Origin of the sequence: Enterobacter sp. SA187, from assembly GCF_001888805.2 — a bacterium.
GTDB lineage: Bacteria > Pseudomonadota > Gammaproteobacteria > Enterobacterales > Enterobacteriaceae > Enterobacter_D.
Map to the genome: position 1 here is coordinate 1,399,399 of NZ_CP019113.1, position 25,126 is coordinate 1,424,524.

Sequence of the window (25,126 nt, forward strand, 5' to 3'; positions counted from 1 at the left end):
CAGGGGAAGATGTGGATATTTCAATACTGTTAAGCGTGGCGGCAGCGCTGCTGGGCGGCGTCATGCTGGGATGGCTGGCCATGAAATCGCGCGCCGATCAGCTGCGGGCCGATCTGCTCGAAGATCGCCGGGAACTGGACATCGAATTAAGCGCGGCCAGACAACAGCTGGCGCAGAACCAGCACTGGCGCAACGAGTGCGAACTGCTGAATAACGAACTGCGCAGCCTGCGGGAAATTAATACCTCGCTGGAAGCCGATCTGCGCGAAGTCACCACCCGTCTTGAATCCACCCAACTGCATGCGGAAGACAAAATCCGCCAGATGATCAACAGTGAACAGCGCCTCAGCGAGCAGTTCGAAAACCTCGCCAACCGCATTTTTGAACAGAGCAACCGCCGGGTGGATGAGCAGAACCGCCAGAGCCTCGGCAGTTTACTGACGCCGCTGCGCGAACAGCTGGACGGTTTTCGTCGTCAGGTACAGGACAGCTTTGGGCAGGAGGCGCGCGAGCGGCACACGCTGGCGCACGAGATCCGCAATCTCCAGCAACTGAACGCGCAGATGGCGCAGGAAGCGGTGAACCTCACCCGCGCCCTCAAGGGCGATAACAAAACCCAGGGCAACTGGGGCGAAGTGGTGTTAACCCGTGTGCTGGAGGCGTCCGGCTTGCGGCACGGTTATGAGTACGAAACCCAGGTCAGTATCGAGACCGACGCGCGGGCGCGTATGCAGCCGGATGTGATTGTCCGTCTGCCGCAGGGTAAAGACGTGGTGATTGACGCCAAAATGACGCTGGTGGCCTACGAGCGCTATTTTAACGCCGAAGAAGACTATACCCGCGAAACCGCGTTGCAGGAGCACCTCGCCTCGGTGCGCAGCCACATTCGTCTGCTGGGCCGCAAGGATTATCAGCAATTGCCGGGGCTGCGTTCGCTGGATTACGTGCTGATGTTTATCCCCGTCGAACCGGCGTTTTTGCTGGCGCTGGATCGGCAGCCGGAGCTGATCAACGAAGCATTGAAAAACAATATCATGCTGGTCAGCCCCACCACCCTGCTGGTGGCGCTGCGCACCATTGCTAATCTCTGGCGCTACGAGCATCAAAGCCGCAACGCCCAGCAGATCGCCGACCGCGCCAGCCGCCTGTACGACAAAATGCGCCTGTTTGTGGATGATATGTCGTCCATCGGCCAGGGGCTGGATAAAGCGCAGGATAACTACCGCCAGGCGATGAAAAAACTCACCTCCGGGCGCGGCAATCTGCTGGCGCAGGCCGAGGCGTTTCGCGGGCTGGGGGTGGAGGTCAAACGCGAGATTAATCCGGATTTGGTTGAACAGGCCACCGCCCAGGACGAGGAGTTTCGTTTGCGTGCCGGTGAGCCGGACGCTGAAGAATCTCAGGAAGACAATGAATTAGCTACGCGAGCCGCGGTGAATGACAGCCCGGAGCGCGTATCGCAAGGCGGTTGAAACATAGGGCAATTGCGCCCAATCTGTTACACTTCACGAACAATTTCTTGATAAGCAGGCACTGAGATGGCGGAAGATCGACAAGAAACTTCACAGGACACGACCCACTTTGGTTATCAGACCGTCGCCAAAACGCAGAAAGCTGACATGGTGGCGCACGTATTTCATTCCGTGGCGGCAAAATACGATGTCATGAACGATCTGATGTCCTTTGGCATCCATCGTTTATGGAAGCGTTTTACGATCGATTGCAGCGGCGTGCGCCGTGGGCAGAAAGTGCTCGATCTGGCAGGCGGCACCGGTGATCTGACGGCGAAATTCTCGCGTCTGGTGGGTGAAACCGGGCAAGTGGTGCTGGCAGATATTAACGACTCGATGCTGAAAGTGGGCCGCGACAAGCTGCGTAATATTGGCGTCATCGGCAACGTTGAATATGTACAGGCGAATGCCGAAGCGCTGCCGTTCCCGGATAACACCTTTGACTGCATTACTATCTCCTTTGGTCTGCGTAACGTGACCGATAAAGAGAAAGCGCTGCGTTCAATGTTCCGCGTGCTGAAGCCGGGCGGTCGTCTGCTGGTGCTGGAATTCTCCAAACCGGTTATCGAGCCGCTGAGTAAAGCCTATGACGCCTACTCGTTCCATATTCTGCCGCGCATCGGCGAACTGGTTGCCAGCGACGCCGGTAGCTATCGTTATCTGGCAGAATCCATTCGTATGCATCCCAATCAGGATACGCTGAAGGCGATGATGCAGGACGCGGGCTTTGAAAATGTCGATTACTACAATCTGACCGCCGGTATCGTTGCCCTGCATCGTGGTTATAAGTTCTGACAGGAGTCTGCCATGCCCTTTAAGCCTTTAATGACCGCCGGGATAGAGCGTGTGCTTAATACGTTTTTATACCGTCCTCAGGCCCTGAAACCTGCACGCCAGCGCTTACAGGGCAAGGTGCTGCGTATTGTCGTCAAAGAGCTTTCCACGCCGCTGGTGCTGGCGTTCAGCGAGCGTCAGCTTGATGTGCTGGGCGAGTGGGAGGGCGAAGCAGACTGTACGGTCATTACCCGACTGCGCGTCCTGCCGACCCTGCGCGATCGTAAACAGCTCACCTCGCTTATCCGTAGCGGCGAGCTGGAAGTGCAGGGCGATTTGCAGGTGGTGCAAAACTTCGGGGCATTAATGGATCTGGCCGAGTTTGACGCGGCGGAGCTGTTAGCGCCCTGGACCGGTGATATTGCCGCTGAAGGCATCAGCCAGGCGCTGCGCGGCGGCACGGCCTTTGTACGCAAGAATTTTCAGCGCCAGCAGCAGTATGTCGCTGAAACCCTGACCGAGGAGTGGCGTATGGCACCCGGCGCGCTGGAAGTGGCCTGGTTCGCAGAAGAAACCGCAGCTATCGCGCGTTCGGTTGACGCGTTAACCCACCGTCTGGAAAAACTGGAGGGCAAATGACGCCTGGTGAAATTCGGCGCCTTTACTTCATCATCCAAACTTTTTTGAGTTACGGGCTTGATGAGCTCATCCCCAGAATGCGTCTTACCATGCCGCTTCGCCTCTGGCGCCGCACGCTGTTCTGGATGCCAAATCGCCACAAAGACAAGGAATTAGGCCATCGCCTGCGTCTGGCATTACAGGAACTGGGCCCGGTATGGATTAAATTCGGACAGATGCTGTCCACCCGCCGCGACCTTTTCCCGCCGGTCATTGCCGACCAGCTTGCCATGTTGCAGGACCGCGTGGCGCCTTTCGATGGCGCGCTGGCTAAGCGACAAATCGAAAAAGCGATGGGCGGTATTCCTGTTGAAACCTGGTTTGATGATTTTGACATCAAGCCGCTGGCGTCGGCGTCTATTGCGCAGGTGCATACCGCCCGGCTGAAAGAGAACGGCAAAGAGGTGGTCATCAAAGTGATCCGCCCGGACATTTTGCCGGTCATCAAAGCCGATATGCGCCTTATCTACCGCCTTGCCCGCTGGGTGCCGCGCTTGCTGCCGGATGGTCGCCGTTTGCGTCCGCTGGAAGTGGTGCATGAATACGAAAAAACGCTGATCGACGAGCTGAATTTACTGCGCGAAGCCGCTAACGCCATCCAGCTGCGCCGCAATTTCGAAGACAGCCCGATGCTCTACGTGCCGGAAATTTACTCCGACTATTGCAGCCAGGACATGCTGGTGATGGAGCGTATTTACGGCATCCCCATCAACGACGTGGCGGCGCTGGAGAAAAACGGCACCAATCTGAAGTTGCTGGCAGAGCGTGGCGTACAGGTGTTCTTTACTCAGGTGTTCCGCGACAGCTTCTTCCATGCGGATATGCATCCGGGCAATATTTTTGTCAGCTATGAACATCCGGAAGATCCGCAGTATATCGGGATCGACTGCGGCATCGTGGGTTCGCTGAACAAAGAAGACAAGCGCTATCTGGCCGAGAACTTTATCGCCTTCTTTAACCGCGACTACCGTAAAGTGGCGGAATTGCATGTGGATTCAGGCTGGGTACCGCCGGACACCAACGTGGAAGAGTTCGAGTTCGCTATCCGCACCGTCTGCGAGCCTATCTTCGAGAAGCCGCTGGCGGAGATCTCCTTTGGTCACGTGCTGCTGAATCTGTTCAATACCGCGCGCCGCTTCAATATGGAAGTGCAACCGCAGCTGGTGCTGCTGCAAAAGACGCTGCTGTATGTGGAAGGGGTTGGCCGTCAGCTCTATCCGCAGCTCGATTTATGGAAAACCGCGAAACCTTTCCTTGAATCCTGGATCAAAGATCAGGTGGGCATTCCGGCGCTGATCCGTTCGCTGAAAGAAAAAGCGCCGTTCTGGGTGGAAAAAATGCCGGAACTGCCGGAGCTGATTTACAACAATCTGCGCCAGAGTAAGCAGTTGCAGCACAGCGTGGAGCAAATCTCCCGTGATCTGCACGTTAACCATATGCGTCAGGGGCAATCGCGCTATTTGTTCGGCATTGGGGCAACGTTGATACTCAGTGGTACATTATTGCTGATTAACCGCCCTGATTGGCAGTCGGCCCCGGCCTGGCTGATGGCGGGCGGGCTGGTCATCTGGCTGATTGGCTGGCGTAAGACGCGCGCAATTTGATCGTTCACAACGGGCCGCTTAACGTATACTGTGGCCCGGTTTATTCATCATTTATCACTGGGGATAAGGTATGGGTGGTATCAGTATTTGGCAGTTACTTATCATCGCCGTCATCGTTGTGCTGCTGTTCGGCACTAAAAAACTCGGTTCGATTGGTTCAGATTTAGGCGCATCGATCAAAGGCTTCAAAAAAGCCATGAGCGATGATGACAAACATGCAAAACCGGCAGAAGACGCGGATTTTACGGCGAAATCCATTGCTGAAAAGCCGGATGATGTGAAGAAAGAAGACGCGAAGCGTCACGATAAAGAGCAGGTGTAATTCGTGTTCGATATTGGCTTTGGTGAATTAGTTCTGGTTTTCGTTATCGGCCTCATTGTTCTGGGGCCGCAACGTCTGCCAGTGGCGGTTAAAACGGTGGCAGGCTGGGTACGCGCGCTGCGCTCCCTTGCCTCTACCGTACAAAATGAACTTGCCCAGGAGCTTAAGCTTCAGGAATTTCAGGACAGCCTGAAGAAAGTTGAAAAAGCCAGTCTGGATAATCTGACGCCGGAACTGAAAGCCTCCATGGATGAACTGCGTGAAGCGGCGGAATCGATGAAGCGCTCCTACAGCGCTAACGATCCGGAGAAAGAGAGCGATGTCGCGCATACCATCCATAATCCGCTGGTAAAAGATAACGAAGCGCAGCATGAAGGCATTACGCCAGCCACGGCAGAAAATCAGGCCAGCGCGCCGGAACAGAAGCCGTCGACGGAGCCTGAAGACAACGCTGTCCGGCCGAACGATGCCGCTGTCGTGAAAAGCCCCGTACAGGCAGCGCCTGCTTCCGATTCAACCCCTTCAACGAGTGGTAAATCTTAAACATGGCTGTAGAAGATACCCAACCGCTGATCTCGCATCTGATTGAACTGCGTAAGCGTCTGCTGAACAGCATTATCGCCGTGCTGCTGATTTTTCTGGCGCTGGTCTATTTTGCCAATGACATTTATCAACTGGTGTCGGCCCCGCTGATCAAGCAGATGCCGGAAGGCGCCACTATGATCGCCACCGATGTGGCATCGCCGTTCTTTACGCCGATCAAGCTGACTTTTATGGTGTCGCTGATCCTCTCTGCGCCGGTTATTCTCTATCAGGTGTGGGCATTTGTGGCGCCGGCGCTGTACCGGCATGAACGCCGTCTGGTGATCCCGCTGCTGGTTTCCAGTTCGCTGCTGTTTTACATCGGGATGGCGTTCGCCTATTTCGTGGTCTTCCCGCTGGCGTTTGGCTTCCTGACGCATACCGCGCCCGTTGGCGTGCAGGTTTCAACAGATATTGCCAGCTACCTTGATTTCGTCATGGCGTTGTTTATGGCCTTTGGCGTGTCCTTTGAAGTGCCGGTGGCTATTGTGCTTATCTGCTGGATGGGCGTGACCACGCCGGAAGAACTGCGCAAGAAACGCCCTTATGTATTAGTGGGGGCGTTTGTGGTCGGGATGCTGCTGACGCCGCCGGATGTTTTCTCGCAGACGCTGCTGGCGATCCCGATGTATTGCCTGTTTGAAATCGGCGTATTTTTCTCGCGGTTCTACGTCGGCAAGCGGCGTTTCCGCAGCGACGAAAGCGACGAAGACGACAGCGAAAGCACAAAAGAGTAATCAATGGCCGCCCGAAAGGGCGGTTGTCATATGGAGGACGGCATGTTTGATATTGGGGTCAACCTGACCAGTTCGCAGTTCGCTACAGACAGCGATGAGGTGGTGGCGCGGGCTTTCGCCGCGGGCGTTAAAGGCATGCTGCTGACCGGCACCAGTCTGCATGACAGCGAGCAGGCACAGCGGCTGGCTCAGCGTCATGCGCATTGCTGGTCTACGGCGGGCGTGCATCCCCATGACAGCAGCCAGTGGGATGCAAACACCGCAGACGCGGTTTTCGCGCTGGCCCGTCAGCCGGAAGTGGTGGCGATTGGCGAATGCGGCCTGGATTTTAACCGCAATTTTTCCCCGGCAGCCGATCAGGAAGCGGCTTTTTCCGCACAGCTGGCGATTGCCGCAGAGCTGTCGATGCCGGTATTTTTACACTGTCGCGATGCCCATGAACGTTTTCTGGCGCTGCTGACGCCGTGGCTGGATAAGCTGCCGGGCGCGGTGCTGCACTGTTTTACCGGATCGCAGGCCGAGGCGGAGGAATGTCTGGCGAAAGGGTTATATCTGGGCATCACCGGCTGGGTATGTGATGAGCGTCGTGGCGCGGAGCTGTGCGCCGTGGTGCCGCGTATCCCGGCTGACCGGCTGCTGGTGGAGACGGACGCGCCTTATCTGCTGCCGCGCGATCTCAAACCCAAACCCGCCTCGCGACGCAATGAGCCTGCGTATCTGGGACATATAGTTGAGCGCATTGCGGCCCTGCGCGGTGAAACGGCAGAGGCGGTGAGCAATGCCACGGATGCGAACGTAAAGCAGCTGTTTGGCGTGACGTTTTAAGCCGGATCGGCTTTGCGGAACTCAGTGTTCTTCACGCTTTGCAGCACTTGCTTGTTGAGGAAGTTGAGCAGCAGCATCGAGCGCGCTTCGCCATCCGGCTCGGTAAAGATGGCCTGCAGGCCGGTAAAAGCGCCTTCGGTGATCACCACATTGTCGCCCGCGTATGGCGTATCGGGATCGGTGATCCCTTCCGGCTGACAGGTGGAGAGTTGTTCAATGACCGTGGGCGGCACCGTCGCCGGGCTGGCGCCAAAACGCACAAAATGGCTGACGCCGCGCGTGGCGCTGATGGTCGTGGTATGAATGATTTCCGGATCAAACTGGACGAACAGATAATTAGGGAAAAGCGGTTCATTGACGCGGGTACGTTTACCGCGCACCATTTTTTCCAGCTCGATCATCGGCGTCAGACAGTTGACGGCCTGGCGTTCAAGGTGTTCCTGAGCGCGCTGAAGCTGTCCCCGTTTGCAATACAATAAATACCAGGCTTGCATCATCATCCTTCCCTTGTGTTCGGGCGCAAGGATACCACAATCGCGTTGTTGATTATATCGGGTGCGGGCGACGCGTTTGCAGTGAGTTTTACGCTTATTTAACAAAATTACAGCATCACGCGGGCGTTCGCCGTATAATAATCCGCTTACAGAGAGGCCATGATTAACTGCATGAAATACCACGACCTACGCGACTTTATGGCGCTGCTCGAACAGCAGGGCGAACTCAAACGCATCACGTTTCCGGTTGACCCCCATCTGGAGATTACCGAGATAGCCGACCGCACCCTGCGTGCCGGTGGCCCGGCGCTGTTATTCGAAAATCCCAAAGGTTACTCCATGCCCGTGCTGTGCAATTTATTTGGCACACCGCGCCGCGTGGCGTTAGGTATGGGGCAGGAAGATGTCACGGCGCTGCGTGAAGTTGGCAAGCTGCTGGCCTTTTTAAAGGAGCCGGAGCCGCCGAAAGGGTTTCGCGATCTGTTCGATAAGCTGCCGCAGTTTAAGCAGGTGCTCAACATGCCGACGAAACGTCTGCGTGGCGCGCCCTGCCAGCAAAAAGTGGTGCAGGGCGATGCCGTCGATCTGACGAAAATCCCTATCATGCAGTGCTGGCCGGATGACGCCGCGCCGCTGATCACCTGGGGGCTGACGGTCACCCGTGGTCCGCACAAAGAGCGGCAGAACCTCGGCATCTATCGCCAGCAGTTAATCGGCAAGAATAAACTCATCATGCGCTGGCTGTCGCATCGCGGCGGCGCGCTGGATTACCAGGAGTGGTGCAACGCCCGTCCCGGCGAGCGCTTCCCGGTGGCAGTGGCGTTGGGCGCTGACCCGGCGACGATTTTGGGTGCCGTAACCCCGGTGCCGGACACGCTGTCTGAATATGCCTTTGCGGGTCTGCTGCGCGGGACGAAAACGGAAGTGGTGAAGTGTATTTCCAGCGATCTGGAAGTGCCCGCCAGCGCGGAAATCGTCCTTGAAGGCTATATTGAAGCGGGCGAAATGGCGCCGGAAGGGCCGTATGGCGACCATACGGGCTATTATAACGAAGTGGATAATTTCCCAGTCTTCACGGTGACGCACATTACGCAGCGTGACGATGCGATTTATCATTCCACTTATACCGGCCGTCCGCCGGATGAACCGGCGGTGCTGGGCGTGGCGCTGAACGAAGTGTTCGTACCGATCCTGCAAAAGCAGTTCCCGGAGATCGTCGATTTTTATCTGCCGCCGGAAGGCTGTTCCTATCGCCTGGCGGTAGTAACGATTAAAAAGCAGTATGCCGGACATGCCAAGCGCGTGATGATGGGCGTGTGGTCATTCCTGCGCCAGTTTATGTACACCAAGTTTGTGATCGTGTGCGATGACGACGTCAATGCCCGCGACTGGAACGATGTGATTTGGGCGATCACCACCCGTATGGACCCGGCCAGGGATACGGTGCTGGTAGAGAACACGCCGATAGATTATCTGGACTTTGCCTCACCGGTTTCCGGTCTTGGTTCAAAAATGGGCCTGGATGCCACCAACAAATGGCCCGGCGAAACCCAGCGTGAATGGGGACGACCGATTGTTAAGGATCCTGCGGTGACGGCGCGTGTCGACGCCATCTGGGATGAACTGGCCATCTTTAATGACGAGAACAGACCCGACAGAGGGAGCGCATGACAACCTTAAGCTGTAAAGTGACCTCGGTAGATGCTATTACCGATACGGTATATCGCGTCCGTTTAGTGCCGGAAGCAGACTTTTCCTTCCGCGCGGGACAGTATCTGATGGTCGTGATGGACGAGCGCGACAAACGCCCCTTTTCGATGGCCTCCACGCCTGATGAGCGTGAGTTTATTGAACTGCACATCGGCGCATCTGAACTCAACCTCTATGCCATGGCGGTGATGGATCGCATCCTCAAAGAAAATGAGATCCTGATTGATATGCCTCACGGCGACGCCTGGCTGCGCGATGACGAAGAGCGCCCGCTGATTTTGATCGCCGGCGGCACCGGCTTCTCCTACGTGCGTTCCATTCTGCTGACGTCGCTTTCGCGCAACGCCAACCGCGATATCACCCTGTACTGGGGCGGGCGCGAAGAGAAGCACCTTTACGATCTGGCCGAGCTGGAAGCGTTATCGGTGAATCACCCGAATCTGCGTATTGAAGCGGTGGTTGAGCAGCCGGAAGAGAACTGGCGCGGGCGCAGCGGCACGGTGTTAACGGCGGTGTTGCAGGATCACGGTACGCTGGCGGGACACGATATTTATATCGCCGGACGCTTCGAGATGGCGAAAATCGCCCGCGACCTGTTCTGTAACGAACGCGGCGCGCGTGAAGACCGTCTGTTTGGCGATGCGTTCGCGTTTATTTGATTTTTTTCCCTCACTCCGGCCCTCTCCCCAGGGAGAGGGTAAAAGTAACGGGAAATTACCAATAAAAAACCCGCCCCTGACAGGCGGGAAAAACGGCAACTAAAACGTTTTTACTTTACTCAGACTCGCTCAAATACTGTCGCGATGCCCTGACCTAAACCGATACACATGGTGGCCAGACCGAACTGCGCGTCTTTGCGTTCCATCAGATTCAGCAGCGTAGTGCTGATACGCGCTCCGGAACAGCCCAGCGGATGCCCCAGCGCGATCGCGCCGCCGTTGAGGTTGATCTTCTCGTCGATCTGCTCCATCAGCCCCAGATCTTTAATGCACGGCAGGATCTGTGCGGCAAAGGCTTCGTTCATCTCAAACAGATCGATATCGCTGGCAGTCAGCCCGGCTTTTTTCAGCGCCAGTTTTGACGCCGGTACCGGGCCGTAACCCATAATCGACGGATCGCAGCCAACCACCGCCATGGAACGAATACGGGCACGGGGTTTCAGGCCCAGCTCGCGGGCGCGGCTTTCGCTCATCAGCAGCATGGCGGCAGCGCCGTCGGACAGGGCGGAAGAGGTGCCCGCCGTAACCGTACCGTTCGCCGGATCAAAAGCCGGTCGGAGAGTGGAAAGCGCCTCCACCGTGGTTTCCGGGCGGATCACTTCGTCGTAATTAAACTGTTTCAGCACGCCGTCCGCATCGTGGCCGCCGGTCGGGATGATTTCATTTTTAAATGCGCCGGACTGCGTGGCCGCCCAGGCACGGGCGTGAGAGCGGGCGGCAAACTGATCCTGCATTTCACGGCTGATGCCATGCATACGGGCCAGCATTTCAGCGGTTAAGCCCATCATGCCCGCTGCTTTCGCCACGTTACGGCTGAGGCCTGGGTGGAAATCGACGCCGTGATTCATCGGCACATGGCCCATGTGCTCAACGCCGCCAATCAGACAGGCCTGCGCATCGCCGGTCATGATCATACGCGCAGCGTCGTGCAGCGCCTGCATTGACGAACCGCACAGGCGGTTGACGGTGTTCGCCGGTACCGAATGCGGGATCTCCGCCAGCAGCGCGGCGTTACGGGCGATGTTAAAACCCTGCTCCAGCGTCTGCTGAACGCAGCCCCAGTAAATATCGTCAAGCGCGGCGGCTTCCAGCTGCGCATTACGCGACAGCAGGCTGCGCATCAAATGGGCGGAGAGATCTTCCGCCCGCACATGGCGGAATGCGCCCCCTTTTGAACGGCCCATCGGGGTACGGATCGCATCAACAATGACTACCTGTTCCATCGTCACTCCTTAAGCCGTGTGTGTTTCAATCACCGGGCGAGCAGGCTCAGCCAGGGGATAATAGGGTTCGTTATGGCGCGCTTTTTCATGCAGTCCTTCCGGCACCTGATAGAGCGGGCCGAGATGCTGGTACTGCTGGGCCATATCGAGATATTTTGCGCTGCCCTGGGTGTCCAGCCAGCGGAATGCGCCGCCATGGAACGGCGGGAAGCCAAGGCCGTACACCAGCGCCATATCCGCTTCGGCGGGGCTGGCGATAATGCTTTCTTCCAGACAACGCACCACTTCGTTAACCATCGGTATCATCATGCGGGCGATAATTTCTTCATCGGAGAAATCACGCTTCGGCTGACTGACGCCCGCCAGCAGTTCATCCACTGCGCTGTCTTCTTCTTTCTTCGGCTTGCCTTTGCTGTCTTCTTTATAACGCCAGAAGCCCTGACCGTTTTTCTGCCCGAAACGACCGGCGTCAAACAGCGCGTCGATAGCATCACGGTAATCTTTCTGCATACGCTGCGGGAAGCCTTCTGCCATCACTGCCTGAGCGTGGTGGGCGGTATCAATACCGACGACATCCAGCAGGTACGCCGGGCCCATCGGCCATCCGAACTGTTTTTCCATCACTTTGTCGATTTTGCGGAAGTCCGCGCCGTCGCGCAGTAACTGGCTGAAACCGGCAAAGTAGGGGAACAGCACGCGGTTGACGAAAAAGCCCGGGCAGTCGTTAACCACAATCGGGGTTTTGCCCATTTTGCTCGCCCAGGCCACCACTTTGGCGATGGTGCTGTCGGCGGTTTTCTCGCCGCGAATGATCTCCACCAGCGGCATACGGTGCACCGGGTTAAAGAAGTGCATCCCGCAGAAGTTTTCCGGGCGTTGCAGCACGCTGGCCAGTTCGCTAATCGGAATGGTGGAAGTGTTGGACGCCAGTACCGTATCCGGACGCACGCGGCTTTCCGTTTCGGTGAGCACCGCTTTTTTCACCTTCGGGTTTTCCACCACCGCTTCGACAACCACATCAACGCGCTCAAAGCCGGCGTAATCCAGCGTCGGGTGGATAGTCCCGATCACCCCGGCCAGCTTCAGGCCGTCAATTTTTCCGCGCTCAAGCTGTTTATTCAGCAGCTTCGCGGCTTCGTTCATGCCGAGGGTGAGGGATTTGTCGTTGATATCTTTCATGATCACCGGCACGCCTTTCCAGGCGGACTGGTAAGCGATGCCGCCGCCCATGATGCCTGCGCCCAGTACAGCGGCCTGTTGCGGGGCGTCCGTGTCTTTGGTGAGTTTTTTGGCCTGGCCTTTGACGTACTGGTCGTTAAGGAAGATGCCGACCAGCGCGCGGGCTTCGTTAGTGTGGGCCAGCGGTACGAAGCTCTGGTTTTCCAGCTTCAGCGCTTCTTCGCGGCCATATTTCGCCGCGGCCTCGATGGTTTTTACTGCCGTGAGGGGGGCCGGATAATGTTTTCCGGCGGTCTGCATCACCATGGCTTTGGCGATGGAGAAACTCATGGCGGCTTCAATTTTGCTTAATTTAAGCGGTTCGAGCTTCGGCTGGCGTTTGGCTTTCCAGTCCAGATCGCCATTAATGGCCTGACGCAGGATCGCCACCGCGCCGTCGCGGAGTTTTTCCGGCTTCACGATGCCATCCACCAGGCCAATTTTCAGTGCCTGTGCGGCATCCACGTCTTTACCGGCGGCAATAATTTCCAGCGCGCTGTCTGCGCCCAGCAGGCGCGGCATACGCACTGAACCGCCAAAGCCCGGCATGATGCCCAGTTTGGTTTCGGGCAGGCCAATGCGCAGCTCCGGGGTGGCGAGACGGTAATCGGTCGCCAGCACGCATTCACAGCCGCCGCCGAGGGCGTAACCGTTCACGGCCGAAATGGTCGGCACCGGCAAATCTTCCAGACGGTTAAATACGCTGTTGGCGAAATGCAGCCACTGGCTGAGCTGTTCCTGCGGCACCTGGAACAGGGAAAGGAATTCGGTGATGTCGGCGCCGACAATAAAGGCCGCTTTGTCTGAACGCAGCAGCAGCCCTTTTAAATCCGCTTGTTTTTCCACCACGCCGAGCGCCTCGCCGAGGCTGGCTACGGTTGCCGTGTCGAGCTTGTTGACTGAGCCTGGCGCGCTGAACACCAGTTCGGCAATGCCGTCTTCCAGCCAGTCGAGGTACAGGGTATCGCCTTTGTAGAGCATGTCAGTCTCCTGAATCCAGCATCATTACTGGTCTTACCAGATGAGACGGAGTGTGGTTTTTATGTTAATAAATTGCAAATGACTCTTTAAAAAGTTGCAGCGCCGATCACGCTTAGCGGAAATCACGCAGCCTTTCGCTCCTGTGCTAAGATGCGAACAATTCAGGCTAAAACTAGCGAAGGGAATATCATGGAATCACTGGCCGCACTCTATAAAAATCATATTGTTACGTTACAGGAACGCACCCGCGATGTTCTGGCCCGCTTTAAGCTGGATGCGCTGCTCATCCACTCCGGCGAGCTGATGAATGTCTTCCTTGACGACCATGCTTATCCGTTTAAGGTCAACCCGCAGTTCAAGGCGTGGGTGCCGGTTACGCAGGTGCCTAACTGCTGGTTGCTGGTGGATGGGGTGAATAAACCGAAACTGTGGTTCTATCTGCCGGTGGATTACTGGCACAACGTGGAACCGCTGCCGGTGTCCTTCTGGACCGAAGAAATCGACATTATCGCGCTGCCGAAAGCCGACGATATCGGCAGCCAGCTGCCTGCGGCGCGGGGCAATATCGCCTATATCGGGCCGGTCACGGAACGTGCTGCCGCGCTTGAGATCAAAGCGGAACATATCAACCCGAAAGGGGTGATCGACTACCTGCATTATTATCGCGCTTATAAAACCGACTATGAGCTGGCCTGTATGCGTGAAGCGCAGAAGACCGCCGTGATGGGCCATCGCGCCGCCCATGAAGCCTTCCAGTCCGGGATGAGTGAGTTCGATATTAACCTCGCCTATCTGACCGCCACCGGGCATCGTGATATCGATGTGCCCTATGGCAATATTGTGGCGCTGAATGAACACGCGTCTGTGCTGCACTATACGAAGCTGGATCACCGTGCGCCGTCTGAAATGCGCAGTTTCCTGTTGGATGCTGGCGCAGAATACAACGGTTATGCCGCGGATCTTACCCGTACCTGGGCTGCGAACAGCGATACCGATTTTGCCCAGCTCATCAAAGACGTTAATGAAGAACAGCTGGCGCTGATCGGCACCATGAAAGCGGGCGTCAATTATGTGGAGTACCACATCCAGTTCCATCAGCGCATCGCGAAACTGCTGCGCCGTCATCAGATCGTCACCGATATGAGCGAAGAGGCGATGGTGGAAAACGATCTGACGGGGCCGTTTATGCCGCACGGTATTGGTCACCCGCTGGGGCTGCAGGTGCACGACGTCGCCGGATTTATGCAGGATGACACGGGTACGCACATGGCTGCGCCGTCGAAATATCCTTATCTGCGCTGTACGCGCGTGATGCAGCCGCGCATGGTGGTGACCATTGAGCCAGGGATTTACTTTATTGAGTCTCTGCTGGCACCGTGGCGTGAAGGGGCGTTCAGCAAGCACTTCAACTGGCAGAAAATTGACGCGCTTAAACCGTTCGGCGGCATCCGCATTGAAGATAACGTGGTGATCCATGAAAACGGCGTGGAAAACATGACGCGGGATCTGAAGCTGGCGTAATGGAAAGCTGGCCGATACCGGCAGAGCCGGTTACCGTTACGGAAGAGATCAAAAAGAGCCGCTTTATCACGCTGCTGGCGCATACCGATGGCGTGGAGGCGGCAAAAGCCTTTGTTGAGTCGGTACGATCGGCCCACCCGGATGCACGGCACCATTGTGTCGCCTGGGTGGCTGGCGCGCCGGACGATTCGCAGCAACTGGGTTTCTCGGATGACGGTGAACCGTCGGGCACGGCCGGCAAACCGATGCTGGCGCAGCTGATGGGCAGCGGCGTCGGCGAAATCACCGCCGTGGTGGTGCGCTACTATGGCGGTGTTTTATTAGGGACGGGCGGGCTGGTAAAAGCCTATGGCGGCGGGGTGCAGCGTGCGCTGAATCAGCTTACCTCCATCCGCAAAATGCCATTAACCGCATATACTTTGAGCTGTGATTACGCCCAGCTGGCGGGTATTGAGTCGCTGCTTTTACAGTTCGAAGGAAAGATCGTCGACAGTCAGTATCAGGATCTGGTGCACCTGCGGGTAGCGCTTCCGCACAGCAGACTGGATGAATTTTCGGCAAAGCTGGCGGATTTTAGCCGTGGTTCATTGCAATTACTGGCGATTGAAGAATAATCCCCACCTCATTTCTTACTACCTAAGGACGCGGCAGAGATGCATTTCCGTGCCATAACCCGAATTGTTGGACTGCTGGTCATTTTATTTTCCGGGACCATGATCCTGCCCGGACTGGTCGCTCTCCTTTACCGTGACGGTGCGGGGCGCGCATTTACACAAACCTTTTTTGTGGCGCTGGCGATTGGTTCGCTGCTGTGGTGGCCCAACCGCCGCCAGAAGGGCGAACTGAAATCCCGGGAAGGCTTTCTGATCGTCGTGCTGTTCTGGACGGTGCTGGGCAGCGTGGGGGCATTGCCCTTTATTTTCTCTGAACGCCCAAACCTGACGGTCACCGATGCGTTTTTTGAATCTTTCTCCGGTTTAACCACCACCGGGGCGACGACGCTGGTGGGGCTGGACACGCTACCGCATGCCATCCTGTTCTACCGGCAGATGCTGCAATGGTTCGGCGGTATGGGGATCATCGTGCTGGCGGTGGCCATTCTGCCTATCCTCGGGGTCGGGGGGATGCAGCTCTATCGCGCGGAAATGCCCGGCCCGCTGAAAGATAACAAAATGCGCCCGCGTATTGCCGAAACGGCGAAAACCCTGTGGCTTATCTATGTCCTGCTGACGGTGGCCTGTGCGCTGGCGTTATGGTTTGCCGGGATGCCCGCTTTTGATGCTATCAGCCATAGTTTCGCCACCATCGCCATTGGCGGTTTCTCCACCCATGACGCCAGCGTGGGTTACTTCGACAGTCCGACCATTAACACCATTATCGCTATTTTCCTGCTGATCTCCGGCTGTAACTATGGCCTGCACTTCTCTTTATTAAGCGGTCGCAACCTGAAAGTGTACTCGCGCGATCCGGAATTCAGGATGTTTATCGGCGTGCAACTGACGCTGGTGTTCATCTGTACGCTGGTGCTGTGGTTCCACGATGTGTACGACTCGGCGGTCACCACCCTTAACCAGGCTTTTTTCCAGGTGGTGTCGATGGCGACGACCGCCGGATTTACTACCGACAGCATTGCGCGCTGGCCGCTGTTCCTGCCGGTGCTGTTACTCTGTTCGGCTTTTATTGGCGGCTGCGCCGGGTCAACGGGGGGCGGGCTGAAAGTGATCCGTATCCTGCTACTGTTTAAGCAGGGCAACCGTGAACTGAAGCGTCTGGTCCACCCGAATGCGGTTTACAGCATCAAGCTGGGGAACCGAGCGTTACCGGAACGTATTCTGGAAGCGGTATGGGGGTTCTTCTCCGCATATGCGCTGGTGTTTATCGTCAGTATGCTGGCCATCATTGCTACCGGCGTGGACGATTTCTCTGCTTTTGCCTCCGTGGTGGCAACGCTGAATAACCTCGGCCCGGGGCTGGGCGTGGTGGCTGATAACTTTGCCAGTATGAATCCCATCGCCAAGTGGGTACTCATCGCCAACATGCTGTTTGGTCGTCTTGAAGTCTTTACGTTGTTGGTGCTCTTCACCCCAACGTTCTGGCGTGAATAAGGAAGCTTTTGTGAAAACGTTAATATTGTTCTCCACCCGGGACGGGCAAACGCGTGAAATTGCCTCTTTTATAGCATCCCAGCTTAATGAGCTTGGCGTGCATGCGGATGTGGTGAATCTGAATCGCGCCGATGCGATTAACTGGGCTGAATATCATCGTGTCGTGATTGGGGCATCAATTCGCTACGGACATTTTCATCCGGCAGTGGACCGCTTCGTTAAAAAGCACCTGCAGGAGCTGAACGCGCGACCGGGTGCTTTCTTCTCGGTGAACCTGGTGGCGCGTAAGCCGGAGAAGCGTACGCCGCAGACCAACAGCTATACCCGCAAGTTCCTGCTTAACTCGCCATGGCAGCCAGACCAGTGTGCCGTGTTTGCGGGGGCGCTTCGTTATCCGCGTTATGGCTGGCTTGATCGCGTCATGATCCGTCTGATTATGAAAATGACGGGCGGTGAAACGGATACCAGTAAAGAAGTGGTGTATACCGACTGGGATAATGTCGCCGCTTTCGCCCGTGATATCGCTCATTTAACCCACAAATCGTCGTTAAATCAGGCGTAACGCCTGGAAATTGAGCGGTTAAAAAGTTTTTTGCATTTTAGACTTGTCAGCCCGGAATAACTCCCTATAATGCGCCACCACTGACACGGAACAACGGCTTACAGGCCACCGGGTCAGAAGGTCTTCCTCCGGGAATGACCGGCAGAGAAAAGCAAAATAATCGCTTGACTCTGAATGAGGAAAACGTATTATACGGGACCTCGCGACACAGCGCCAAAGCGCGTCGCAACTGCTCTTTAACAATTTATCAGACAATCTGTGTGGGCACTCAAGGACATGGATTCTTAAACGTCGAAAGACGCTAAATGAATACCAAGTCTCTGGAGTGAACATACGTAATTCATTACGAAGTTTAATTCACGAGCATCAAACTTAAATTGAAGAGTTTGATCATGGCTCAGATTGAACGCTGGCGGCAGGCCTAACACATGCAAGTCGAGCGGTAGCACAGAGAGCTTGCTCTCGGGTGACGAGCGGCGGACGGGTGAGTAATGTCTGGGAAACTGCCTGATGGAGGGGGATAACTACTGGAAACGGTAGCTAATACCGCATAATGTCGCAAGACCAAAGAGGGGGACCTTCGGGCCTCTTGCCATCAGATGTGCCCAGATGGGATTAGCTAGTAGGTGGGGTAACGGCTCACCTAGGCGACGATCCCTAGCTGGTCTGAGAGGATGACCAGCCACACTGGAACTGAGACACGGTCCAGACTCCTACGGGAGGCAGCAGTGGGGAATATTGCACAATGGGCGCAAGCCTGATGCAGCCATGCCGCGTGTATGAAGAAGGCCTTCGGGTTGTAAAGTACTTTCAGCGGGGAGGAAGGTGTTGTGGTTAATAACCACAGCAATTGACGTTACCCGCAGAAGAAGCACCGGCTAACTCCGTGCCAGCAGCCGCGGTAATACGGAGGGTGCAAGCGTTAATCGGAATTACTGGGCGTAAAGCGCACGCAGGCGGTCTGTCAAGTCGGATGTGAAATCCCCGGGCTCAACCTGGGAACTGCATCCGAAACTGGCAGGCTTGAGTCTTGTAGAGGGGGGTAGAATTCCAGGTGTAGCGGTGAAATGCGTAGAGATCTGGAGGAATACCGGTGGCGAAGGCGGCCCCCTGGACAAAGACTGACGCTCAGGTGCGAAAGCGTGGGGAGCAAACAGGATTAGATACCCTGGTAGTCCACGCTGTAAACGATGTCGACTTGGAGGTTGTGCCCTTGAGGCGTGGCTTCCGGAGCTAACGCGTTAAGTCGACCGCCTGGGGAGTACGGCCGCAAGGTTAAAACTCAAATGAATTGACGGGGGCCCGCACAAGCGGTGGAGCATGTGGTTTAATTCGATGCAACGCGAAGAACCTTACCTACTCTTGACATCCAGAGAACTTAGCAGAGATGCTTTGGTGCCTTCGGGAACTCTGAGACAGGTGCTGCATGGCTGTCGTCAGCTCGTGTTGTGAAATGTTGGGTTAAGTCCCGCAACGAGCGCAACCCTTATCCTTTGTTGCCAGCGGTCCGGCCGGGAACTCAAAGGAGACTGCCAGTGATAAACTGGAGGAAGGTGGGGATGACGTCAAGTCATCATGGCCCTTACGAGTAGGGCTACACACGTGCTACAATGGCATATACAAAGAGAAGCGACCTCGCGAGAGCAAGCGGACCTCATAAAGTATGTCGTAGTCCGGATCGGAGTCTGCAACTCGACTCCGTGAAGTCGGAATCGCTAGTAATCGTGGATCAGAATGCCACGGTGAATACGTTCCCGGGCCTTGTACACACCGCCCGTCACACCATGGGAGTGGGTTGCAAAAGAAGTAGGTAGCTTAACCTTCGGGAGGGCGCTTACCACTTTGTGATTCATGACTGGGGTGAAGTCGTAACAAGGTAACCGTAGGGGAACCTGCGGTTGGATCACCTCCTTACCTGAAAGAACCTGCCTTGCAGTGCTCACACAGATTGTCTGATGAACGTAATGAGCAAGACGGCTGCGAAGTCGTGACACCTCGTGTCCCCTTCGTCTAGCGGTTAGGACTCCGCCCTTTCACGGCGGCAACAGGGGTTCGAATCCCCTAGGGGACGCCACTTGCTGGGTGTGAGTGAAAGGCACAACCAATCAGTATCTCAAAACAGACTTCCGAGTCTCGTTTGAGATATTTGCTCTTTAAAAATCTGGATCAAGCTGAAAATTGAAACGACACGCTGTTTCTTTTCTCCGTAACAAGAAAAGAAAAATGGCGTGTTCGAGTCTCTCAAATTTTTGCAATCAGAAGTGAAACATCTTCGGGTTGTGAGGTTAAGCGACTAAGCGTACACGGTGGATGCCCTGGCAGTCAGAGGCGATGAAGGGCGTGCTAATCTGCGATAAGCGCCGGTAAGGTGATATGAACCGTTATAACCGGCGATACCCGAATGGGGAAACCCAGTGCAATCCGTTGCACTATCATGTCATGAATACATAGTGGCATGAGGCGAACCGGGGGAACTGAAACATCTAAGTACCCCGAGGAAAAGAAATCAACCGAGATTCCCCCAGTAGCGGCGAGCGAACGGGGAGGAGCCCAGAACCTGAATCAGCATGTGTGTTAGTGGAAGCGTCTGGAAAGTCGCAGGGTACAGGGTGATACTCCCGTACACAAAAATGCATATGTTGTGAGTTCGAAGAGTAGGGCGGGACACGTGGTATCCTGTCTGAATATGGGGGGACCATCCTCCAAGGCTAAATACTCCTGACTGACCGATAGTGAACCAGTACCGTGAGGGAAAGGCGAAAAGAACCCCGGCGAGGGGAGTGAAACAGAACCTGAAACCGTGTACGTACAAGCAGTGGGAGCCTCTTTATGGGGTGACTGCGTACCTTTTGTATAATGGGTCAGCGACTTATATTCTGTAGCAAGGTTAACCGTATAGGGGAGCCGAAGGGAAACCGAGTCTTAACTGGGCGTTAAGTTGCAGGGTATAGACCCGAAACCCGGTGATCTAGCCATGGGCAGGTTGAAGGTTGGGTAACACTAACTGGAGGACCGAACCGACTAATGTTGAAAAATTAGCGGATGACTTGTGGCTGGGGGTGAAAGGCCAATCAAACCGGGAGATAGCTGGTTCTCCCCGAAAGCTATTTAGGTAGCGCCTCGTGAATTCATCTTCGGGGGTAGAGCACTGTTTCGGCTAGGGGGTCATCCCGACTTACCAACCCGATGCAAACTGCGAATACCGAAGAATGTTATCACGGGAGACACACGGCGGGTGCTAACGTCCGTCGTGAAGAGGGAAACAACCCAGACCGCCAGCTAAGGTCCCAAAGTCATGGTTAAGTGGGAAACGATGTGGGAAGGCACAGACAGCCAGGATGTTGGCTTAGAAGCAGCCATCATTTAAAGAAAGCGTAATAGCTCACTGGTCGAGTCGGCCTGCGCGGAAGATGTAACGGGGCTAAACCATGCACCGAAGCTGCGGCAGCGACACTATGTGTTGTTGGGTAGGGGAGCGTTCTGTAAGCCGTTGAAGGTGGACTGTGAGGTCTGCTGGAGGTATCAGAAGTGCGAATGCTGACATAAGTAACGATAAAGCGGGTGAAAAACCCGCTCGCCGGAAGACCAAGGGTTCCTGTCCAACGTTAATCGGGGCAGGGTGAGTCGACCCCTAAGGCGAGGCCGAAAGGCGTAGTCGATGGGAAACAGGTTAATATTCCTGTACTCGGTGTTACTGCGAAGGGGGGACGGAGAAGGCTATGTTGGCCGGGCGACGGTTGTCCCGGTTTAAGCGTGTAGGTGTGTGTTCCAGGTAAATCCGGTTCACTTTAACACTGAGGCGTGATGACGAGGCACTACGGTGCTGAAGTGACAAATGCCCTGCTTCCAGGAAAAGCCTCTAAGCATCAGGTAACACAGAATCGTACCCCAAACCGACACAGGTGGTCAGGTAGAGAATACCAAGGCGCTTGAGAGAACTCGGGTGAAGGAACTAGGCAAAATGGTGCCGTAACTTCGGGAGAAGGCACGCTGGTGCGTAGGTGAAGTGACTTGCTCACGGAGCTGAAACCAGTCGAAGATACCAGCTGGCTGCAACTGTTTATTAAAAACACAGCACTGTGCAAACACGAAAGTGGACGTATACGGTGTGACGCCTGCCCGGTGCCGGAAGGTTAATTGATGGGGTTAGCGGCAACGCGAAGCTCTTGATCGAAGCCCCGGTAAACGGCGGCCGTAACTATAACGGTCCTAAGGTAGCGAAATTCCTTGTCGGGTAAGTTCCGACCTGCACGAATGGCGTAATGATGGCCAGGCTGTCTCCACCCGAGACTCAGTGAAATTGAAATCGCTGTGAAGATGCAGTGTACCCGCGGCAAGACGGAAAGACCCCGTGAACCTTTACTATAGCTTGACACTGAACACTGGTCCTTGATGTGTAGGATAGGTGGGAGGCTTTGAAGCGTGGACGCCAGTCTGCGTGGAGCCATCCTTGAAATACCACCCTTTAATGGCTGGTGTTCTAACGTGGGCCCGTAATCCGGGTTGCGGACAGTGTCTGGTGGGTAGTTTGACTGGGGCGGTCTCCTCCTAAAGCGTAACGGAGGAGCACGAAGGTTAGCTAATCCTGGTCGGACATCAGGAGGTTAGTGCAATGGCATAAGCTAGCTTGACTGCGAGCGTGACGGCGCGAGCAGGTGCGAAAGCAGGTCATAGTGATCCGGTGGTTCTGAATGGAAGGGCCATCGCTCAACGGATAAAAGGTACTCCGGGGATAACAGGCTGATACCGCCCAAGAGTTCATATCGACGGCGGTGTTTGGCACCTCGATGTCGGCTCATCACATCCTGGGGCTGAAGTAGGTCCCAAGGGTATGGCTGTTCGCCATTTAAAGTGGTACGCGAGCTGGGTTTAGAACGTCGTGAGACAGTTCGGTCCCTATCTGCCGTGGGCGCTGGAGAATTGAGGGGGGCTGCTCCTAGTACGAGAGGACCGGAGTGGACGCATCACTGGTGTTCGGGTTGTCATGCCAATGGCATTGCCCGGTAGCTAAATGCGGAAGAGATAAGTGCTGAAAGCATCTAAGCACGAAACTTGCCCCGAGATGAGTTCTCCCTGACTCCTTGAGAGTCCTGAAGGAACGTTGAAGACGACGACGTTGATAGGCCGGGTGTGTAAGCGCAGCGATGCGTTGAGCTAACCGGTACTAATGAACCGTGAGGCTTAACCTTACAACGCCGAAGATGTTTTGGCGGATTTGAGAGATTTTCAGCTGATACAGATTAGTGTTTAATGCCTTAAGGCGTTAGACAGACAGAATTTGCCTGGCGGCACTAGCGCGGCGGTCCCACCTGACCCCATGCCGAACTCAGAAGTGAAACGCCGTAGCGCCGATGGTAGTGTGGGGTCTCCCCATGCGAGAGTAGGGAACTGCCAGGCATCAAACAAAGCAGAAGGCCATTCTCACGGATGGCCTTTTTGCGTTTGGCGATCTCCCTGACGCCATCCTCCACACGACTAACCACAAGCGATCCCGCCATATATACGGTAAACTAGCCGTGTTTTTGTCTCTGGATAGCGTCTATGAATCACTCCCTTAAGCCCTGGAATACATTTGGTATAGCGCGTCAGGCCGCACGCATTGTTCGTGCAGAGAATGAGCAACAGTTACTCTCTGCCTGGCAGGAAGCGGTAAAAAATCAGCGTCCGGTTCTGCTACTGGGAGAAGGTAGTAATGTTCTTTTCCTGGAAGACTTTGCCGGCACCGTCATTGTGAACCGTATTATGGGCATCGAGGCGGTGGAACGATCAGATGCATGGCATCTGCACGTCGGGGCAGGGGAAAACTGGCATAAGTTTGTCCAGTACACGCTGGATAACGGTATGCCCGGGCTTGAAAACCTTGCGCTGATCCCCGGCTGTGTCGGTTCATCTCCTATTCAGAACATTGGCGCATACGGGATTGAACTCCAGCGGGTTTGTGAGTATGTCGACTGTCTTGAGCTCGAGTCCGGTAAAAGGCTGCGTCTGAGCGCTGCAGAGTGTCAATTCGGCTATCGCGACAGTGCTTTCAAACACCAGTATCAGGATCGTTATGCCATCGTTGCCGTTGGTTTCCGCCTGTCAAAAACATGGCAGCCTGTACTGACCTATGGCGATTTAACGCGCCTTGATCCGCAGAGAGTCACGCCTCTGGATGTATTTAATTCGGTGTGCCACATGCGCATGACAAAGCTTCCGGATCCAAAAGTGAATGGTAACGCAGGCAGCTTTTTCAAGAACCCGGTTATCACCGCTGAGCAAGCCCAGGCATTGCTGGCGCAGTTTCCTGCCGCCCCGCACTATCCTCAGGCTGATGGCAGCGTGAAGCTGGCCGCTGGCTGGCTTATCGATCAGTGTGATTTAAAAGGAACGACGCTGGGCGGCGCGGCTGTGCACCGTCAGCAAGCTCTGGTGCTGATTAATACTGGCGACGCCACCAGTGACGATGTGGTAAAACTCGCCCACCATGTTCGCCAGCAGGTCGGTAATAAATTTAGTGTCTGGCTGGAGCCGGAAGTGCGATTTATCGGCCAGACGGGTGAAGTAAATGCAGTGGAGATTATCGCGTGAAGGACAATACCATTCCATTAACTCTGATCTCCATTCTGGCAGATGGCGAATTTCATTCTGGCGAACAGCTGGGTGAACATCTTGGCATGAGCAGGGCGGCGATTAATAAGCATGTCCAGACTTTGCGTGACTGGGGCGTAGATGTCTTTACCGTGCCTGGTAAAGGTTACAGTCTGCCAGAGCCAATCCAGTTGCTGGATGACGCATTTATCAGCGGGCAGTTTAATGAGGGGAATATTGCCGTTCTTCCGGTAATAGACTCAACGAACCAGTATCTGATGGATCGCATGGATCAATTACATTCTGGTGATGCCTGTGTGGCGGAATATCAGCAGGCCGGACGCGGCAGACGCGGACGGAAGTGGTTTTCACCTTTCGGCGCCAATCTGTATCTTTCCATGTACTGGCGTCTGGAACAGGGCCCGGCTGCCGCTATGGGGCTGAGTCTGGTTATCGGTATTGTCATGGCAGAGGTATTACAGGCGCTGGGTGCTGAAGAGGTGCGTGTAAAATGGCCCAACGATTTATACCTTCAGGACAGAAAGCTCGCAGGTATTCTGGTGGAACTGACCGGAAAAACGGGGGATGCCGCACAGATAGTTATAGGGGCGGGTATTAACCTCGCCATGCGCAACGTTGAAGCTGACATTGTGAATCAGGGCTGGATCAACCTCCAGGAGGCCGGGATCGCCGTGGATCGCAATCAGCTGGCAGTACGCCTCATTAGCGAACTACGTGCCGCACTACACCTGTTTGAACAGGAAGGTTTAAGCCCGTACCTGATGCGCTGGAAAAAGCTGGATAACTTTATTAACCGGCCGGTGAAGCTAATTATCGGCGACAAAGAGATTTACGGTATTTCCCGCGGTATCGACGCTCAGGGGGCATTATTACTTGAGCAGGATGGTATTACCAAGCCATGGGTCGGTGGCGAAATATCATTAAGAAGTGCCGGATAAAAAAAGGAGAGCATAATGCTCTCCTTTTTGT

Annotated in this window: 19 protein-coding genes, 1 tRNA gene and 3 rRNA genes; 20 read left to right on the top strand and 3 right to left on the bottom strand. The window is 55.3% G+C overall.

The features are described 5' to 3' along the window. Nucleotides 1-11: 11 nt before the first annotated feature. From rmuC to tatD, 8 genes are all read left to right on the top strand, one after another. Entirely contained in the window at nt 12-1,472 is a 1,461-nt protein-coding gene (rmuC, locus tag BMF08_RS06730) for a DNA recombination protein RmuC (RefSeq protein WP_072571496.1), read from the top strand. A gap of 66 nt (nt 1,473-1,538) precedes the next feature. Continuing rightward, nucleotides 1,539-2,306 (top strand): bifunctional demethylmenaquinone methyltransferase/2-methoxy-6-polyprenyl-1,4-benzoquinol methylase UbiE, encoded by a 768-nt coding sequence (gene ubiE / locus BMF08_RS06735; RefSeq protein WP_072571497.1) that lies wholly within the window; start codon nt 1,539-1,541, stop codon nt 2,304-2,306. Nucleotides 2,307-2,318: 12 nt separating this feature from the next. Beyond that, nucleotides 2,319-2,924: a ubiquinone biosynthesis protein UbiJ gene (ubiJ, locus tag BMF08_RS06740; RefSeq protein WP_072571498.1), complete on the top strand. Its 606-nt coding sequence runs from the start codon at nt 2,319-2,321 to the stop codon at nt 2,922-2,924. Further along, nucleotides 2,921-4,567 (top strand): ubiquinone biosynthesis regulatory protein kinase UbiB, encoded by a 1,647-nt coding sequence (ubiB, locus tag BMF08_RS06745; protein WP_072571499.1) that lies wholly within the window; start codon nt 2,921-2,923, stop codon nt 4,565-4,567. Before ubiJ ends, ubiB begins: the two co-directional genes overlap by 4 nt. A gap of 70 nt (nt 4,568-4,637) precedes the next feature. Further along, nucleotides 4,638-4,889, top strand: coding sequence for a Sec-independent protein translocase subunit TatA (tatA, locus tag BMF08_RS06750; RefSeq protein ID WP_072571500.1), 252 nt, complete (start codon nt 4,638-4,640; stop codon nt 4,887-4,889). 3 nt (nt 4,890-4,892) lie between these two features. Further along, the gene (gene tatB / locus BMF08_RS06755) at nt 4,893-5,432 is read left to right on the top strand and encodes a Sec-independent protein translocase protein TatB (protein ID WP_072571501.1); all 540 of its coding nucleotides are present in this window, start codon (nt 4,893-4,895) and stop codon (nt 5,430-5,432) included. A 2-nt stretch (nt 5,433-5,434) separates the two neighbouring features. After that, a complete protein-coding gene (gene tatC, locus BMF08_RS06760) occupies nt 5,435-6,208 on the top strand; it encodes a Sec-independent protein translocase subunit TatC (protein ID WP_072571502.1) in 774 nt (257 codons plus the stop codon). A gap of 42 nt (nt 6,209-6,250) precedes the next feature. Continuing rightward, nucleotides 6,251-7,033, top strand: a complete 783-nt coding sequence (tatD, locus tag BMF08_RS06765; RefSeq protein WP_072571503.1) for a 3'-5' ssDNA/RNA exonuclease TatD — start codon at nt 6,251-6,253, stop codon at nt 7,031-7,033. Here the strand turns inward: tatD and rfaH are convergent. Beyond that, nucleotides 7,030-7,527: a transcription/translation regulatory transformer protein RfaH gene (rfaH, locus tag BMF08_RS06770; protein ID WP_072571516.1), complete on the bottom strand. Its 498-nt coding sequence runs from the start codon at nt 7,525-7,527 to the stop codon at nt 7,030-7,032. The genes tatD and rfaH overlap by 4 nt on opposite strands. A gap of 171 nt (nt 7,528-7,698) precedes the next feature. Here rfaH and ubiD point away from each other — a divergent pair, with 171 nt between their 5' ends. Continuing rightward, nucleotides 7,699-9,198 carry a 4-hydroxy-3-polyprenylbenzoate decarboxylase gene (ubiD, locus tag BMF08_RS06775; RefSeq protein ID WP_199775949.1) on the top strand — a complete coding sequence of 500 codons (1,500 nt, stop codon included), beginning with the start codon at nt 7,699-7,701 and terminating at the stop codon, nt 9,196-9,198. Continuing rightward, nucleotides 9,195-9,896 (top strand): NAD(P)H-flavin reductase, encoded by a 702-nt coding sequence (fre, locus tag BMF08_RS06780; protein WP_072571505.1) that lies wholly within the window; start codon nt 9,195-9,197, stop codon nt 9,894-9,896. The genes ubiD and fre overlap by 4 nt, the downstream gene beginning before the upstream one ends. 119 nt (nt 9,897-10,015) lie before the next feature. Here the strand turns inward: fre and fadA are convergent, their stop codons facing one another. Continuing rightward, on the bottom strand, nt 10,016-11,179 hold the full coding sequence (gene fadA, locus BMF08_RS06785; protein ID WP_072571506.1) for an acetyl-CoA C-acyltransferase FadA: 1,164 nt from the start codon (nt 11,177-11,179) through the stop codon (nt 10,016-10,018). Nucleotides 11,180-11,188: 9 nt separating this feature from the next. Next, complete coding sequence (gene fadB, locus BMF08_RS06790; protein ID WP_072571507.1) at nt 11,189-13,378, bottom strand: fatty acid oxidation complex subunit alpha FadB; 2,190 nt, start codon at nt 13,376-13,378, stop codon at nt 11,189-11,191. Nucleotides 13,379-13,567: 189 nt separating this feature from the next. Between fadB and pepQ the strand changes: the two genes are divergently transcribed. The 10 genes from pepQ to birA all read left to right on the top strand — a co-directional run bounded on the left by pepQ (nt 13,568) and on the right by birA (nt 25,095). Further along, nucleotides 13,568-14,899 carry a Xaa-Pro dipeptidase gene (gene pepQ / locus BMF08_RS06800; protein WP_072571508.1) on the top strand — a complete coding sequence of 444 codons (1,332 nt, stop codon included), beginning with the start codon at nt 13,568-13,570 and terminating at the stop codon, nt 14,897-14,899. Next, complete coding sequence (locus BMF08_RS06805; RefSeq protein ID WP_072571509.1) at nt 14,899-15,513, top strand: IMPACT family protein; 615 nt, start codon at nt 14,899-14,901, stop codon at nt 15,511-15,513. Before pepQ ends, BMF08_RS06805 begins: the two co-directional genes overlap by 1 nt. 39 nt (nt 15,514-15,552) lie before the next feature. After that, the gene (gene trkH, locus BMF08_RS06810) at nt 15,553-17,004 is read left to right on the top strand and encodes a Trk system potassium transporter TrkH (RefSeq protein WP_072571510.1); all 1,452 of its coding nucleotides are present in this window, start codon (nt 15,553-15,555) and stop codon (nt 17,002-17,004) included. Between the two features lie 10 nt (nt 17,005-17,014). Continuing rightward, entirely contained in the window at nt 17,015-17,566 is a 552-nt protein-coding gene (hemG, locus tag BMF08_RS06815; protein WP_072571511.1) for a menaquinone-dependent protoporphyrinogen IX dehydrogenase, read from the top strand. A gap of 374 nt (nt 17,567-17,940) precedes the next feature. Continuing rightward, nucleotides 17,941-19,480: ribosomal RNA gene (locus BMF08_RS06820) — 16S ribosomal RNA — on the top strand. Between the two features lie 85 nt (nt 19,481-19,565). Continuing rightward, nucleotides 19,566-19,640: transfer RNA gene (locus BMF08_RS06825), tRNA-Glu, on the top strand. 209 nt (nt 19,641-19,849) lie between these two features. Then, nucleotides 19,850-22,755: ribosomal RNA gene (locus BMF08_RS06830) — 23S ribosomal RNA — on the top strand. 92 nt (nt 22,756-22,847) lie between these two features. Further along, a 5S ribosomal RNA gene (gene rrf, locus BMF08_RS06835) occupies nt 22,848-22,963 on the top strand. Together the 16S, 23S and 5S rRNA genes with 1 tRNA gene alongside form the textbook arrangement of a ribosomal RNA operon. Before the next feature lie 144 nt (nt 22,964-23,107). Then, nucleotides 23,108-24,136 carry a UDP-N-acetylmuramate dehydrogenase gene (gene murB, locus BMF08_RS06840; protein WP_072571615.1) on the top strand — a complete coding sequence of 343 codons (1,029 nt, stop codon included), beginning with the start codon at nt 23,108-23,110 and terminating at the stop codon, nt 24,134-24,136. Beyond that, on the top strand, nt 24,133-25,095 hold the full coding sequence (birA, locus tag BMF08_RS06845) for a bifunctional biotin--[acetyl-CoA-carboxylase] ligase/biotin operon repressor BirA (protein WP_072571616.1): 963 nt from the start codon (nt 24,133-24,135) through the stop codon (nt 25,093-25,095). The genes murB and birA overlap by 4 nt, the downstream gene beginning before the upstream one ends. Nucleotides 25,096-25,126 lie beyond the last annotated feature (31 nt).